This is a genomic window from Enterococcus raffinosus (assembly GCF_018917525.1).
GTDB lineage: Bacteria > Bacillota > Bacilli > Lactobacillales > Enterococcaceae > Enterococcus_A > Enterococcus_A raffinosus_A.
The window spans coordinates 18,330-34,840 of record NZ_JAHLOS010000035.1 but is presented as its reverse complement, the minus strand read 5'-3'; the positions used below and the strand labels follow the sequence as shown (position 1 = coordinate 34,840).

Here is a 16,511-nt window from a genome sequence, read left to right as displayed (position 1 = left end):
CCTTAATCAATTTTAGTTACTTTATCTAAACAAACATTTTTACCTACTAATTTGTTATAATGCTCACGCGACATCTTTACTTCCTGAATATAAGGAATTTTATTTTCTAATATGCTCAATAAATTTCCTTTAATACATCCAGTACCAGTCAAAGGAGATTCAGTTAAATAAAGGACATTCCGTGATTTTGTTTTTTCCAAGGCGAATAATTCTAACCCCATGTAGGAAATTGAGACATTGTCTTTTTCAGTTACTCGATTTGCAACCTGATCCGTTAAAAATTGAACAAGACTACTGTATTTATTAGTAACTTTCCCTGTATTTTGATCTCTCACAACAACTAAGTTGATTTGCCCCTCATAAAAGAAATACTGAATAATCGGAAATTGCTTACTGTTGTAAAAATCAATCTCATGGACTTTGTCATTAAAAAAGAAAATATTACTATATAGTTGACCATCGTCAGCGTATTCTTCAATAAAGTCTGTTGTATTATCACTATTTAAATATTTGACCTCTTTTACATGTCTTCTAGTTTCAGGATAAGTAGCTACTCGAGCGATTTCCGTACCATCGTTTATGACCGAAATCGATCGATCCTCATTCATAAAAACTTCGGCTGAAACCGCCGTTGGTATTTGATTGAAAAATAGAAAATTATCCGGATGATACTCACGTTTTGTTAGTTCATCTAATAGATTGATTCCCTCTACACCTTCTATTTTTTTTAATTGATTAAAATTTGGACTTGGAGAAAGAGAGATCACTTTTCCGTTTTTTTCAATCAAACGCTGTTTTTGGGTCTGCCATATTTTATCTATTGGTTTTATAGCACTAACTAACTCATAGTCCATTGATAAGCTCCTTCCATTTATCTGCAATAATTGAGTCCTGGTATTCTTTGACAGACTCTCTTGTCTGTCTCACTATTCTTTGTTGATCAGATTCAAGAAGTTGAACAATACCCTCGGCCAATTGTTGCTTACTATACTCTTCATCCGTGCGTGAGAAATTTTTTAAATAACCATTCAAACCATTTTTTATCAGCTCCATAGCACCAAATCTTGCTTTAAAAGTAACGATTGGAAGACCTGCATCTAAAGCTTCAATATATGTTAATCCAAATCCTTCTGAGTACGAACCAGAAATAAATGCATCATACTTTGGATAAACTTGAGAAATTTTGTTTGAATGCCCCTTCAAAGTAATATACATCTCAGCATCTAATTCTTTGATTAGTTTACGTAATTTACTATCTTCCCCACCTTGGCCATAAATATCCAAAGAAATATCAGGAAATTTTTTTCTTGCCTCACAAACTGCATGAATCACAAGATCAATATGTTTCTCAGCGGCTAAACGTGAAACTGTAATAAATTTACGAAGAGAACGACTTTGTGTTTCTATTTTCCTCTGTTGTAGTTCATGATCTCGAATTCCTCCAACTGGAATCGCCCATATTTTTTGCGTTTCCTTTGGAAAATCTAGTAAAAGATCTTGCCTCTGTAGCTCTGTCGCAACCACAACACGATCCGCCATTTCCATATGCGTTAATAGGTATTCATAGTAATTGTTCCATAACGGTGCACTCGGAACATCGCGATCAGAAAGATGATCCGCATGAATAATCTCGATGATGTTTGTGTCTTTTGGTTTATGGTTAAAGAGCGCTGATTCAGACTCTTGTCCTCGATCAATGATAAAGTTTTTTGTTCCTTCAAATTGCGCTGCTAAGTACTCGAAAAAAAAGCGCTGTAATAATACTTCGTTCTGGAAAAACAGGTGCTCTCCTTCAAAATCAAAGAGATGAATGTTACTAAGTAACCGACCTCTATGCTTATGATCAACATACTCAAACATGACTTTTCTTTTCCGTGTTTTATAATCAAATAACTCGATTTTATATGTTGAAACTAAAAGTAAATTTTCCTTCTTTTTACTTGGTGATTTTTCTAAATGCTCCACAACCAACATGCCTGAAGATGTGATCGTTTCTTTTATCCGATGAGTATTGGTGAAATCTAATAAAACATCTTCCTTGTGTTCATATCTTTTTTTAGCGCCATTTACTATATAATCTCGCCCAAAAACAAAGAGTTCCCACATATTGATCACCCTATTGTCTGGTATATCCCAAGCAGCCATTGCTTCGTGCAAGTTCTTTACTAATTCAACAAAAATATACTTATACGGAAGTTTGACTTTTTCAAAACATTTCGCTCGATAAAACTGTGCATGTTCAACTCCTGAATTGCCTAGTCCCATCGCTTTATTAATAAAAAAGTTCATTTCTTCTTCCCCCCTGATTTTCATTCATTAAATTACAGATTATTTCCATTGATATTTTATTACTCATTTTTTGTAATAATTTGTCGCAAAATGCTGATTGCATATTCATTGATTTGTGCTCGATCTTTTAAATTCGTCCATCCAGCTGCAGGTTTAGATAGAAAATTTGTCATTCTATCTGATGGGATAACAGCTTCCAACACAGAGGGAAGTAATTTGAATTTATCCTCTAATGTATTAAAACGTGTTCCTTTTTCAATCAAGAGTGATTTAAGTTGCTGATTATTTTTTATATCATTACACATATGTGTAGCCGCATCTAACCAAGCTTTTTCGGACTGATCTCCAATCAAGAAGTAATAATTCATATAGTCTTCTATTACTAAACTCGCCATATATTTCGTTTTTTTCTGTATAACCACTTTTGTTTTGATTCCTTCATATGGATGTTTTACCTTGAAGAAAAATGCTTCAGTACTCTTATTGGGCTTAATCTCGTATCGTTCTTTTAGAGAATCACTAAAAATGGTTAAGTACCTAAAAATAATAAATTCATGTTTTTTATTTACTAATTGAACATTGTAGCTAATCGCTTCATCTGGAAAGGTAAAGTGCCCCTCCAACTCCTTGAAATGTATTTTTTCGATCACACTATTATTCACATCAAAAAACTCGATCACTAATTGAACCGCATCTTTTCTATCGAATTCTGCATGTACCTGTATGTTATATCCTTTACCATTCAGCAAAATTGGCAACATTGGAGACTTACGGGCCAAATGAAACTCTGTTTTTGAATACCATGTTTTTATAGGGGTCCCTGTGGGCATAAATGGAGAAGAAAATCGTATAGAATCATCCTCTAAAAGACGTATATTTGCTCCATAATTGTAATTATCATTAAAATCAATCCCCCACTTTATCATGTAAAAATTTTCCAACATTTCACCCCTCTAGTTATTCAAAATCATCCATGACTCTGTGAAAACTATTGAATAAGATATTTCGATATTGTTTTAAAAACCATTTGTTTATTCCAGTACTATTGTCGTTATGTCGGCCGACTAAGCCTTTGTACAAGACCCTCGCAGTTGAACGATTTTCTTTTAACACTTTAAATAATTGAGGAAAAGCTTCCTTGTCATAGTCATCTTGCTTCATATAGGCAATAGCAAAAGTAGTATTGCTATAATCACCAGCAGAAAACTTATCCCAAAATTTTTTATTTAGTCTTTCAGCGGACTCAATTGTAGATTCTCCCATGTTGTAATAGAGCATATCTAATGAAGTTGGGAAGCCATTGGGGCGTAACACTCGTTCATTCAAAGCTATCGTTCCGATATTTGCCAATGGTTTACCTATAATGACACTATTGGGTTTTAAATCACTGGCATAATATAGTGCTCCAAAAGTTCCCATAGATAACCCTGATAAAATCAAGTCCGAATTTTTAAAACCTAGCAGATTTAACTTATCCAGAATGACATCAACAATCTTTTGCTCGAATTTTTCACTTCCCAAATAGAAATTTCCACCTTCTAATCTAGGATCGGCGATCAACATAAACGGTCCACCGCCCATACTGCTCATCATTCGGCGACCTTCAAAGCCTTCTGCTGGACGATACCCAGAGAAATAAATCGCTAATGGCGGTTTTAGATCCCCTGCATTAAAGTAATAGAATACCTCTCCTGAAAGATTCTCTTCATCCACGATTCGGTTTCCTCCGGGAATCATCGCACTTTTATCCGCTAATGCTTTTCTTATATGAACTTGACTTATTTTAATTTTTCCTTTTTTCCCACGAGCATAGAGCGAAACATTAATGTAAGTGTTCACTGGCTGTTCGAAAACAATCTTATCCTTCTTCTGAAGATTTTCTACTGGTACTTCGATGATTTGTACTACTTCAGATGTATTTTCTTTTACTAGAAAAATCTTGAACAGCAACTCAAGGTCTCCTGAAGGTACTGATAACTCAGAATAGAACTCCATTTGTTCTTCTGCCTTAATAAGATTCGTCATTTTCCATGAAATTACTTGTTTGAACTGCTGTGAGAAATTACCTTCAAGTTCAATATAAGAATTACCACACTTTTGAACGGTTCCATCAAAATTTGAATCAATTTTGATATAATCATTTGACAATTTATAGCCAGATTGTCTAACTAAATATTGCTTATTAATGAACTGGAACACTGAAGTAATGTCTTCCAAACCAACAGGAATCGCTTCTTTTAGTGTTAGTATCCTTTCTATTTCAGAAGAAACTTCTGAATCTTTAGCGTAAAGTATTTGATAAGCTGGTAGTTGTACCAACAAGTCACTACTCAAAGTGAAATTACCTTCATTTGAGCCCAAAATGAAAATAGCTCTTGTAAATTTTTTATTGAATTTTCCGCCAACAAAAAGTTCTAGCTCTTGTTCATCTAGCTGAAAATTGTAATTACTCGGTACCCAAATATACTGAAAACTGGAGGATAACGGTTTTAAATTCACTATTTCCTGTTCTCCAATATGAATAACTCTAATTTTCTTGGACATCTAAAACATCCCTCCATTTTTCCATTATGACTTGTGGACTAAAGTCCTCGATCACAGAGACATTTTTAACTAGTGCATTATTCCAATTATTCAGTTTTTGTAAAAAATAGGTTAAAGCAGGTTCTAGCTCAGATGTTCTTCTGACGACCATTCCATTCTTTTTATCCTCAATAAAATCCGTTTTTACTTTAGCAAGTTGTGGAATTCCCGCACTGATTGCTAACGATTGCATCTGCAAATTGTATTTTTCATTAATATCCACATAGAGTCTGGCTTTATGAAAATCATTTCTAACAGAGAGAAGCGTAGGCTGTACTCGGAATTCAATTCGGTTATATACATTGATTGCCTTAACTAAATTTTTCCAAGAATCACTTTTTCGAATTTCTTCAATCGCTATTTCATCAGCCTTATATAAGTGTTTAGTTCTTTTCGCTTCAATAAAATGAGCAGTTTTTTTGAAGTCATCCGATTCGCTATCTACATCAAAATAGGAATCGATAATTTCTTTTTGGCGATCTTGTAATTTAACCTGATCCACTCGTGTACCAACTTCTACGATTAAGCTATATTTGGTATTATCAATCAAGTTTTTAATAAAAATTTGGTTTGCTTCAAGCAGAAAGTCTGTCAGTTGTTCCACTCGCCAATAGATAATTAGTTGAGCAATTGAGTTACTCATACCTAAAAATAACTCTGTATTAAACATAGGAATAGTTGCTAATTTTGTATCAACAAGTTCTGAATTTGCTTTTTTCATAGTTAATAATTCATGCGATTTTCCTTTTGTATCAGTCACAATATACTTGGCTTTTTTCAAGCTTTCTATAAGTAGGTGTTTATCGTATAGATGGAGATCATCATCATCTGAAACAATACGTACCAATGATTCCTCTTCTTGAATTGTTTGTGTCACTCTTAGAATGTCATTATCTGTCGTTGTAATTATTTTTTTATTACTATCTTTAATTTGATTTAATTCTAATTTCAAGACTTCTTCTACGACCTCTTTCATAGAAGAGAATTCTTTCGTTTTTAAACTATCTGCTCCAGCCTCTTCAATTATTATCCTTGGTTCATTTTCCAAAATTTCTGTAATAGTTTTTTCACCGTATTCATTGAAGAATTCTCGTCTAGTGACTGTGTTTTGTTTTGTTGAATACTCAATTAGTGACAAAAAACCTCGATCATCGTAATACTCAAAGTAGTCATAATCTTCATTAAAGTATTTCACCCCTTCAATACAACCGTACTTATTGAATTTTACCTCTCCAAATTTTCTATTTTTTTGAAAAAGAACAATTCCAAAAGGGGTATAGATTGTCTCAACATCACTTGGAAATGAAAGATCTTCAAAACTTAAAGGATGTCCTTCTTGTATAGAAATATTTTGAATCACATCGTAAGCACGCCAATATGAATTGGATAGTAACGAGTGCTCTTGTGCCTTATATCTTAAAAAAGGCAAGTGATTTAATAGAAAAATCTTATATTTTTCATTATTCTCAGTAAAAAGCTTGATGATATTTAAAACTCTGTCACTCTCTAAACTATTATCTGCTTGTTTCCAATTTGGAATTAAGTAAATCATTGATTTTTCCACTCCTGCTTCTCACTAAAAAATTTTGTAATTACGTTTCGAAAAAATGAATTTGATTTCTTGAGTGAGAGTATCCAGGATAATAATCAGCATAAAAACACTCCCAAAATAAAAGGCCAAGTTGGCAATAATCTCTATTTTTAACCCTATAAACAACGGAATGAGAGAGACGACTACTAAATACGAGTTCCCTACCATTGCGATAGTAGATAATTTCTTCTTGATATATTTTTCTGTTTCCACTCCAGGTACAACCTCATAAATGTAATCACCAGATTCTTTAAGATTCTTCGCAATATCATGTGGTCGTACATTGATATAGCTAAATCCCATTCCTAATGCGTAAAGGATAATTCCATAAGTTATTATTCCCTCAACAGTATTAAAGGAGAAAAGTCTAGAAAGAATACTAGAAAAAAGTGTATTGGTCCAACGATCGTTTAATAGTAATAATTGAGGAATCGAAAATACAGTTACCGCGAACATAAAGGGCATCGCCCCAGCTGTTAATAATCGAATTGGAATATATGAATTGTTAAATTTATTCTCTATCCCTGTTCGTTGGATGTGGATTCGGTATTCTGAATTGTATAAAAAAATTGTTACTACAATATAGATTAAAGTAATAATAAGAAGACCGATAAAATATCGACTGTCTAAACGTAAGGTACCACTTTGTCCAGAAACCAACATTGCTGGTAAATTGGAAAGTAATCCAGGTAAAATAAACAAGCTCTGTGCTCCGAGACCCTTTTCACTATTAATATCAGATATCCAAGAAATAAACATTGCCCCAGTGGTGAGTATGACAATACTCATACAGAATATTGCAAATTTATTGATCCCTGGAAATTGTTCATAATTTATCAATGTTTTAAACTTAAGTGTTAAAGCGATTGCTTGAGCAATTGCAAAAAGGAGTGTTAGACCCCTTTGAATGTATCCTCTTTGTTTAACAGAAAGGTTTTTAATCCTATCGGTATCAATCATACTTATAGTGGTCCAAATAATTAATGCTGTCATATATGGACCCATCCCCAAAGAAAGCAGAGTGGGCTTTGATAGGTTCCCTCCTGTGGTTGTTGATAGAAAACGAAGAATCAAATTTTGAGTCTCCCCTTTCGGCACATCCAAAAAACCTGGAACTTCTATTTTTTTTCCAAAGCCAACAACAATAAGTAATAAAATACTCCAGCATATCCGTTTGACTATTTCTTTGTTATTTTTCATTGCTAACCGCCCTTTTTTAAATACTAAGTATTAGCTTCATTATGGGAAATCTACATCAATAGAACCATCGGAATTGTAAACTAAATCCGATAACAATAGATTTCTTAGCATATTCAGCCATATCTCCTCCTTCATTTCAAAAAAGGATCTCCTTGCTTCAATTTGAAATTCATAAATGGGTCTGTGTTGTCCCCAACTCCTACCATTCACAATAGCTTTCAATTGTTGTAAATTATCAGATTGTTCTATCCACATTGTGTCTACAGCTTTCAAAACAACTATCCTTTTAAAATAGAGTTGTTGAAAACTATCTGGTATTACAGAGTGGAGAGTATTGATTTGATTTGAAATTATCTTGCTTAAATACTCACTCACTGATTTCTTATTGTATTCTGTTATATCTTGATCTATTGAAGAAGCATCAAAATTATAAGCGATATTATTGTAGATAAAATCAATCAAATCGTTTCTATTCAAGTTCGCTTTTTTTGAACTAAAGGAATCAATTGTATTTTTTACGGACTGTCTAATAATGTCCTCCATAAAATCTGGAGAAGCACTCATAACTTTATTTCTTGCAGCATAAATCATCTCTCGCTGAACGCTAATGACTTCATCATACTCAAGGATATTTTTACGACTTTCTACTTCTTGATTTTTTCGATTCGCCTGAGATTTTTGAATAATTTTGTCGTATTTTTTTTCTTTTAGCGGTTGTGTTTCCTCAGCTTCTTTTGATTCATTTTCTGCGATTAGTTTCTTTCTGGTTTTAGCAACCCATTTAGGGGCACTTTCCACAACTATTTTGTCCTCCATTGATACAAAAAAGACAGTATCTCCAGGATCTCCTTGCCTGCCGGCACGACCTCTAAGCTGATAATCAATTCGATCACTGGTCATTCGTTCGGTCCCTAAAACCAATAACCCACCGCTCTCTCTTGCTTCAGGATCAAGCTTTATGTCTGTCCCTCTTCCAGCCATTGATGTAGCAACAGTCACAGCCCCTTTTCTACCTGCTTCAGACACAATTAAAGACTCCTTCGCAACCGTAGTAGCATTTAAAAGGTTGTGAGGGATTTTTTGTTGTAACAGTAATAGTGAATATAAATTAGACATGGCGACAGACCCCGTCTCCACTAAGACGGGACGATCCTGTTTAAGTGCTTCTTTAACCGCGTTGAGTGATGATAATGCTTTGGCTTTATTTGTGATATACACTTCATCAGGGTGATCAACCCTTCTTATTGGTTTATTTGTTGGGATTTGGATAACATTCACGTTATATGTTTCACGGAATTCTTCTGCATCTGTTTTAGCCGTTCCAGTCATCCCAGACAGGATTCGGAATTTCTTAAAGAGGTTTTGATACGTGATTGAACCCATTGATCTCGTCTCATTTGTAATTTCTACCCCTTCTTTTGCTTCAATCGCTTGATGGAGTCCAGCCTGTAATTTTGTTCCAATTAGTTTCCTTCCATTTGCTTCATCTAAGAGTAATATTTCCCCCTCTTCCACTACGTAATCTCTGTCCTCTTCTAATAATTTATTAGCTCTCAAAGACAAAACTAAATGTCTGTACAAATCATGCCATTCTTCTGTAAGAATCCCCTGAATACCAAAATATTTCTCCGCTTTCCCAATTCCTTCTTCTGTAAACCACACATTTCTTCTATCTTCACTTTTTAGATAATCTTCACCCTCTGATAAACTCTTAACAAACCAATCTGATGTTTCAAATAAATTCGACTGCACTTTAGGTGCTCCTGAAATAATTAATGGGGTTTGAGCCATATCTAGCAAGATGGCATCAATCTCATCAATTAAGACATAATTGAAATTATTAACGAATTGTTCTTCAAGTGTTGTTGCTAAATTATCGAAAAGGTAGTCGAAACCTAAAGCACTATGTGTGGTGTAAACAATATCCGATCCATATACTTCTTCTTTATTTATTTCTTCCTCGCTGGCATCTTTTGGAACACCGACAGAAATCGTTAAACCTAACCAACGATAAACTTTCCCAACCTCTTCTGCATCCCGCCACGCGAGATATGAATTTGAAGTGATCAGAAAATTTCCTTTCCCCATTAATCCTCTAAGATACATTGGCATCGTTGCAGTAAGTGTCTTTCCCTCACCGGTCTTCATTTCTGCAACATTTCCATAAAACAAGGCAATACCGCCTAAGATCTGAACATAATACGGATCTAATCCAAGAACTCGCCTGTCTGCTTCTGCAACTACAGCGAAGGCGTCCGGCAAAAGCTTATCAACCTTTTCTCCGTTAGTTAGCCTTTCCTTCAGAATTTTCGTTTGATTTTGTAAATCACTATCTGACATCGCTTTATATGTAGGCATAAGTTTGATTATCTTGTTGGCAATTTTTTTGTACTTCTTAATATTTTTATCTTTCATAGTAATCCTACTGATTCCTTTTATTTTTTATAAGCAAGCATTCGAATATATTGGAAAAGAACAATCAATCAGCAATAATTCGATAACCTTTCCCCCAAATTGTCTGTAAATCACAGTTAACAAAATCAGAATTTTCAAGTTTCAATTTAATTCTTCGAACAATTGTAGATGTTTGAGCAAGATTAGAATTAGTTACTTGTGCCCACACTTTTTTACATATCTCTTCTCTTGATACAACCTTACTCTTAGCGTCATATAGAATTTCAAAAACCTGTCGTTCCTGATTACTCAAAACCAGCATAGAATCAATATCTTTAATATTGAAAGACATTATATTCGGTTTTCTATTGGCTTGATTTTCATCTTGATTTCTCCTCAGCTTTTCTCCCATTTCTTCTAGAGGATCATCCATGAACAAAAAACTGATTTTCTCATCTTCGTATTCTTTATGTCTTTTTTTTGAAAATGTAGTAGCTTTTCTAAAAAGAACCGCATTTTGAATATTTTTATTCTTAACTACTTGCCCAACTTCATCATCTGATACTGTTTCACTAAAAATAATTGTGGGAAAATAGTTGATTACTGGAGTATTTTTTATATCCTTTTTTAGCTCATCAAGAATCCGGTTGCTACAAAATACTTCATGACCAAGCAAATTTAATTTTTCTACCAATTCATCTTCAGCAAAAACACATTTCGTTAATATCAATACATTCATTTTTATCTTCCTTTTCTTTTTTTATCTAACAGCCCACCAGCGGTATCAACAATCATTAATTCATTAAAATTGAAATATCGATAAGAAACACCATATTTATCTCTAATTCTCCAAAAATTTGTTATTATAAAAAATGAGGAATTCAATTCTTTTAAATGGGAAAAGTTTTTTACTAAGCTCTCTATTTCTTATACAAATTAGAATTATTCTTAGTCTTATGAAAACTAAGTCAAGAGCTCCTATTCCTTTAAAAATAAGGAATAGGAGCTCTCTTTGACGACCTAAGACGGCTTATAATTTTTTTGAAGGAATGTCCTTAAAAATTTCATCTTAAAAATGTTACCTTCAGCCAAGCTGTGGTTAAAAATGTGCAAAAGCAAATCTAGAAAGCGCTTTCTTAAAAAAGAGAAAAAAGTGCTCCCCATTTCCAAAAAAGAAAGCGCTTTTTAAATAATAGATTTCTCCATTTTCTCTATCACTAGATATCTTTGTTCCAACAAAGCATTCACATAAGTATCTAATGTCATTTGCGTAGAAGCATGGCCTAGAAGGGCACTAACCGAAGAAATATCTCCTTTTGATTCTAAGCAACGTGTAGCAAATGTATGACGCAGTTGATGGAAATGTATATGTGGTAAATTAGCTTTTGAACGAACTTTATGAAAGTAATAAGTTAGTAATCTAGGCTCACAAGGTTTTCCATTATGAGAAAAAACAAATTCTCCTTTTGATATTTTTCTATGAGCTAATAACAGCCTTCTTAACGCATGGCTTATAGGAATTACTCGTATAGATGCTTCCGTTTTTGAGCTTGCGAAATTTAACTGAGTCTTTTTATTTCCCTTCGAAATTCCTATTCGTTGGTACGTATGATTTACATGTATCAGACTTGATTCAAAATCTATATCTGACCAACGTAAAGCAGAAATTTCTCCAATTCTCATTCCTGAATGTAAAGCTAATAGCACTGGTAGACCATTTCCTTTTCTTTCATTCAGAGCGGTTTTCATTAACTTTTTTTGTTCCGAACGAGAAAGTGCTTCAACTTTCTTTTTCTTAACTTTAGGCAATTGTAGACTCTCGAAAGGATTAGAAAGTATTTTTTTCGTCTTTTTCGCATGATTCAAACATTTATTCAAAATTCTAAAGATGACATGGATGGTTGATCTAGCAAGTTTTTGGCTAAGTTCTTTAAGAATATCTCTTCCTTGTTCTATAGATAGTTCATTTAAGGGAACATCTTTTAATGTTGGTAGTACATACTTATAAATTTTGTAGTAGTAACTTGCAAAAGTTGATGGTTTTACTTCATATTGTACATGTTTTAACCAGTAACTCACCCACTCCTCAAATGTTTCACTTGAATTTCCTTGAATTTGTTGAATGGTCGCATAGTGAATTCTAAGTGGAAATAATTTTTGGCGAACTTCCGTGTATGTTTTTCCATACACGTATCCATACCTGATTTTTCCATTGCTTTTTCTTCCTTTTGAATAACGACCTTCCCAACGTCCATCTTTTCTTAAGTAGATATTTTCTCCTTTTCTCATCAATGTTTACCTCCAATTTTGACGGCTTATATGACGGTTTATTTCTTTTGTAATTAAGATTTAATTCTTAAAAATGAGAAATTCGATGTTCATTTTTGTCATTCATTTTTAAAGAGAATTAAAAATAATAAAATTTAGATATATTATTGATTAATTCTAATCACTATTTTATAATAGCATTACAAAACGATTTTAAACCTAAAGACAAATAACTTAATTTATTTTTTGAAGAAATATTTCTTTTCTAGTTTTTCATAAGACTAAGTAATCCTAGTGGTGGAAATAAAATAGATTGGCTATAATTTACTGCAAATGTAATCTAGATATAGTTCTGTTAGTAAGGTTAGAAATAACGATTGAACTGTCATAAATTACTCTAGCAGTGGAAAAATTTTCTCTAAATGGTTCATATAAGCTACTTAGTTGTAGTCACCTAAATAGTCTTTTTGATATTTTTTGAAAACATAGCCTTTTTTTAACAAAAAAATATGTAGTGTAGATTTTTTACAGCTTACTATCCTCCTCAATTGATCTTGATAACGATCATCACTAGTTACGAATCATTATCAAAATTTCATCGTAAAAATTAGATTTTTCCTCACTGCTAGGGCTCTTTCAAAAAGAAAAATCTGTTGGCGTGCCTATCTCAGTAAATTACAAGGCTGCGAATGGTTCCCTGAAAAAAAACATGAAATTGAATGACACGACTCCCTATAAAGCTGACTTAATCGAGGTAGAACTTCTGCTTATTCAGCTAGCTTGTAATTCAAAACAATACGCGGTGCAACGATTGAATCACGAGAAGTTAGAAAAAGAAACAGCCGCTTAATTTCAAAAAAGGAATCTTTGAAATTGGATGAGTGCTTGCTTTTCTGTAAAAGTGAATTATGAAACTGGCTCACTTATTCAGCTATGTATTAGTTTCTCCTAACAAAACAAGTTAAACTTCTTTTTGAACAAATACTCCTTCTAGCTTTTAAATCCCTTTTTTTAAAACCGAATAAATAGCATCCACTTTCTCTGAGAAGTATTATTCAATATCTTCAAAGTTGAATTGATTAACCATCTGTTGTTTGTATTTTGACCTGGCTTTATGACATGATATAATCATGCTTCTCACGTTCCGCTCAAGGCACAATATCGCATGAAAAGATGTTGCGTTATTAACGGGGCTTCACTTTTTTGTAGTAAATTGAAGAAGCATGTATACACTATAAATCACGGGGAGATAAATACGTACGAAGAATCACTTTTCAACCTTTAATCAATATACGTGTAGCTTGTCGTTTCCTCGAGAAAGCATTAATCACGGTTGCTCATTGTTTACTTGTGCTAATCTAGCATACTCTCAAAAAAGATGATATTTATAATACCGTTCTTTATCACTCCCAAGAATATGCCACCCGATATAGGAAGCTGTTCAATTGCCAAAAATCAAGAATTTCAAGTCGCTTGTTATGGTTCAAAAAACGATATCAATTTACCTTATTTAGTGTGGACATTTTTCATAATTATGTTAATGATCCATATTACATTTTTTCAAATGCATTCCTCCTATCTGTTTTCTTATGGTACACCCCTCCAATTATATCAGCCTAGTCAATTAGAAATTCTTCATTACTCTTAGCTATGAAGAATTGAAAGATTACTTTATTATTCTAAAAAAATCTAATCACCAAATTGTATTATGATAATAGTTATCTTCGTCTTATTATTATTCTCTATACTTTTCGCCGCAAATAAAAAGATAGGAATAGAGATGAAATTGAAGATTCATTGATTTCCACCCTATTCCTATTTTGCATTTTTCTAACAAGTATTTATCGCAGTCATTTTGACTAGGTTAACATACCTTCATCTTTGAATATTACAACTACCTAATAAAATTCTATTTACCTGCTAAACGTTTCTGTAAATCTATCTTTTCTCCACGCTTACGAAGATCTGAAAATTCAGCGATAGCAGTGAAAAATAAATCATTTGATGAATTAACTGCTGTCTCAACAGAATCTTGAATCACACCAATAATGAAACCAACACCGACAACTTGCATAGCAATATCGTTATTAATTCCGAAAAGGCTACAAGCTAATGGGATCAACAATAACGACCCACCAGCGATTCCAGAAGCTCCGCAAGCAGCTAGAGCTGACAATACACACAAAATTAAGGTCAAAGTAAGCGGAACTTCAATTCCCAATGTATGGACTGTAGCTAAAGTCATTATGGAGATAGTGATAGCTGCCCCACCCATGTTGATCGTTGCGCCTAATGGTAACGAAATAGAATACGATTCCTTTGTTAAACCAAGGCGTTTGGCCAGCATCATATTGATCGGGATATTTGCCGCAGAACTCCGAGTGAAAAATGCAGGAAGTGCGCTTTCTTTTAAACAGAACCAAACGAGAGGATATGGATTTTGCCTAATCAATACAAAAGCGACTAAAGGATAAATAACTAAATCTACGACTAGCATTGTCCCTACCAACAGAAGCAGAAGTCGCCCATATTGAGTTAAACCTGCTAAACCAGTGGAAGCAACTGAATCAAAAACAAGTCCAGCGATCCCAAATGGTGCCATAGCAATCACTAGTTGAACAACACCAGTAATCGCTTGAGAAAACTCATCAATGACTTCTTTTACTGAATTTTTCCGAGTACGCATAGCAAAACCAATGATTGCTGACCAAAATAGAACGCCTAAATAATTTCCTTCAATCATTGCCTGTAACGGATTTTGAACTACATTATTCAAAATCGTCGCCAATACATCTACCAATGCTTTTGGTGCTTCTTGCGAACCTGAAACCTCTTGTAATGTGATGGTTAAAGGAAAGATATAACTAGCTAATACAGCAACTGTTGCAGCTAGTAAGGTAGTAAATAAGTATAAAGCAATAATTGGCTTGATGAAAGTTTGTGTTTCTGACTGGTGCTTGGATACAGAAGCCATAATTAATACAAATACTAGTAGCGGAGCGATGGCTTTCAATGCACCAACAAATAGACTTCCCAGTATCGCAATAAAACTCCATTTGGGAAGGAAAATCCCTAATAGTGCCCCAACTACAATCCCAATAACAATTCGCTTGATTAGCGAAAGTTGCTTAAAAAAATCTAACAAAACAAGAATCTCCTTTTTCTTTTTTAATCTCCTAAATGTCAAATTAAACTGGACAAATTCTCTTCATTCATGTAACCCAAAAATACCTCCAATGGTGTTCGGTAATTCAATGACCTTATAGGAATATGATTTCTCCTAGAAGCAACGGATTGAATAAATGACTCTGGTACATTGGTAAAATCCATAGCTTTTTTCAAGCCATCTTTACGCAATAATCCGTTAGAATGCTCATTTAACCCACGTTGTGATGGGGTGCCTGGATCAGCGAAGTAAATGTCTATGTCATTGACATTACTAATTGCTTTCCAGTTTGAAAATTCTTTTCCACAATCAAACGTGATTGATTTGAACACGTGACAAGGAAACGTTTGAAACCATTGATTCATTCTGTGTTCAATATCTTTTGCCTGTCGACCATCTGGTTTGAGTGTAATAATCACTTTGGTTAAGCGCTCCACCAAGGTAATAACTGCACTTTTATGTTTCGCACCAATGATTGTATCTCCTTCGAGGTGACCAAATTCTTTGGAATAATTTGAATACTCTTTGTTTCGTTGACGAATCGAGCGACGAAAAGCTTGTTTTCCACGTTTTTCTTGATGTTCATTCGGTTTGCGTTTTCCTTTCAAATGGAGGGACAACGCATCTTCAAACATCCGATACAGCGTACGAACAGAACAAGCAATTGGATACTCCGCACGGCCAATAATCACATCAGGTGTCCATCCTTGAGCCACCTTGTTTTGAACATAGTCTGATTGTTCAGCGGGTAAAACGACCGCACGTCTGCCACAACGGGATTTATTTTGTTTGTATCGTTGGTAATAGTCTAAAGTGGTGTTTCCTTGTTCCAAGAAGTGATACACATTGTATATGGGTTGTCTTGAACGCCGTAAACTACGGGCAACATTGGCGACAGGTTTCATTGATTTTGAAATAAGCGTCTATCATCACGAGTTCATCTGGTGTAAGATGAGTGTAGGTCATTTGTACTCACTCCTTATAATTCTTTGGACGGAACTATTTTGAGTGTAGCACAAA

At 33.9% G+C, this 16,511-nt stretch carries 10 protein-coding genes and 1 pseudogene; all 11 read right to left on the bottom strand.

Translation table 11 applies throughout. The annotated features are described in order from the left end of the window. Positions 1 to 2: 2 nt before the first annotated feature. On the bottom strand, positions 3 to 854 hold the full coding sequence (locus tag KQI58_RS17600; RefSeq protein ID WP_216410301.1) for a hypothetical protein: 852 nt from the start codon (positions 852 to 854) through the stop codon (positions 3 to 5). Then, positions 844 to 2,289: a glycosyltransferase gene (locus KQI58_RS17595; protein ID WP_216410300.1), complete on the bottom strand. Its 1,446-nt coding sequence runs from the start codon at positions 2,287 to 2,289 to the stop codon at positions 844 to 846. Before KQI58_RS17595 ends, KQI58_RS17600 begins: the two co-directional genes overlap by 11 nt. A gap of 59 nt (positions 2,290 to 2,348) precedes the next feature. After that, positions 2,349 to 3,233: an accessory Sec system protein Asp3 gene (gene asp3, locus KQI58_RS17590; protein WP_253296016.1), complete on the bottom strand. Its 885-nt coding sequence runs from the start codon at positions 3,231 to 3,233 to the stop codon at positions 2,349 to 2,351. Positions 3,234 to 3,246: 13 nt separating this feature from the next. Continuing rightward, entirely contained in the window at positions 3,247 to 4,833 is a 1,587-nt protein-coding gene (gene asp2, locus KQI58_RS17585; protein ID WP_216410299.1) for an accessory Sec system protein Asp2, read from the bottom strand. Beyond that, on the bottom strand, positions 4,817 to 6,424 hold the full coding sequence (asp1, locus tag KQI58_RS17580; protein ID WP_216410298.1) for an accessory Sec system protein Asp1: 1,608 nt from the start codon (positions 6,422 to 6,424) through the stop codon (positions 4,817 to 4,819). The genes asp2 and asp1 overlap by 17 nt, the downstream gene beginning before the upstream one ends. 24 nt (positions 6,425 to 6,448) lie before the next feature. After that, on the bottom strand, positions 6,449 to 7,663 hold the full coding sequence (locus KQI58_RS17575; protein ID WP_216410297.1) for an accessory Sec system protein translocase subunit SecY2: 1,215 nt from the start codon (positions 7,661 to 7,663) through the stop codon (positions 6,449 to 6,451). 39 nt (positions 7,664 to 7,702) lie between these two features. Next, entirely contained in the window at positions 7,703 to 10,078 is a 2,376-nt protein-coding gene (secA2, locus tag KQI58_RS17570) for an accessory Sec system translocase SecA2 (protein WP_216410296.1), read from the bottom strand. A gap of 64 nt (positions 10,079 to 10,142) precedes the next feature. Further along, positions 10,143 to 10,796: a winged helix-turn-helix domain-containing protein gene (locus KQI58_RS17565; protein ID WP_216410295.1), complete on the bottom strand. Its 654-nt coding sequence runs from the start codon at positions 10,794 to 10,796 to the stop codon at positions 10,143 to 10,145. Positions 10,797 to 11,242: 446 nt separating this feature from the next. Next, positions 11,243 to 12,346, bottom strand: coding sequence for a tyrosine-type recombinase/integrase (locus KQI58_RS17560; RefSeq protein WP_216410294.1), 1,104 nt, complete (start codon positions 12,344 to 12,346; stop codon positions 11,243 to 11,245). A 1,888-nt stretch (positions 12,347 to 14,234) separates the two neighbouring features. Next, entirely contained in the window at positions 14,235 to 15,470 is a 1,236-nt protein-coding gene (sstT, locus tag KQI58_RS17555) for a serine/threonine transporter SstT (protein ID WP_216410293.1), read from the bottom strand. 38 nt (positions 15,471 to 15,508) lie between these two features. After that, positions 15,509 to 16,457: pseudogene (locus KQI58_RS17550) on the bottom strand (IS30 family transposase). Positions 16,458 to 16,511: the final 54 nt, after the last annotated feature.

Coding starts and splice junctions, on each gene's coding strand:
- KQI58_RS17600 (WP_216410301.1), bottom strand. CDS start 854: ATGGACTATGAGTTAGTTAGTGCTATAAAACCAATAGATAAAATATGG.
- KQI58_RS17595 (WP_216410300.1), bottom strand. CDS start 2,289: ATGAACTTTTTTATTAATAAAGCGATGGGACTAGGCAATTCAGGAGTT.
- asp3 (WP_253296016.1), bottom strand. CDS start 3,233: ATGTTGGAAAATTTTTACATGATAAAGTGGGGGATTGATTTTAATGAT.
- asp2 (WP_216410299.1), bottom strand. CDS start 4,833: ATGTCCAAGAAAATTAGAGTTATTCATATTGGAGAACAGGAAATAGTG.
- asp1 (WP_216410298.1), bottom strand. CDS start 6,424: ATGATTTACTTAATTCCAAATTGGAAACAAGCAGATAATAGTTTAGAG.
- KQI58_RS17575 (WP_216410297.1), bottom strand. CDS start 7,663: ATGAAAAATAACAAAGAAATAGTCAAACGGATATGCTGGAGTATTTTA.
- secA2 (WP_216410296.1), bottom strand. CDS start 10,078: ATGAAAGATAAAAATATTAAGAAGTACAAAAAAATTGCCAACAAGATA.
- KQI58_RS17565 (WP_216410295.1), bottom strand. CDS start 10,796: ATGAATGTATTGATATTAACGAAATGTGTTTTTGCTGAAGATGAATTG.
- KQI58_RS17560 (WP_216410294.1), bottom strand. CDS start 12,346: ATGAGAAAAGGAGAAAATATCTACTTAAGAAAAGATGGACGTTGGGAA.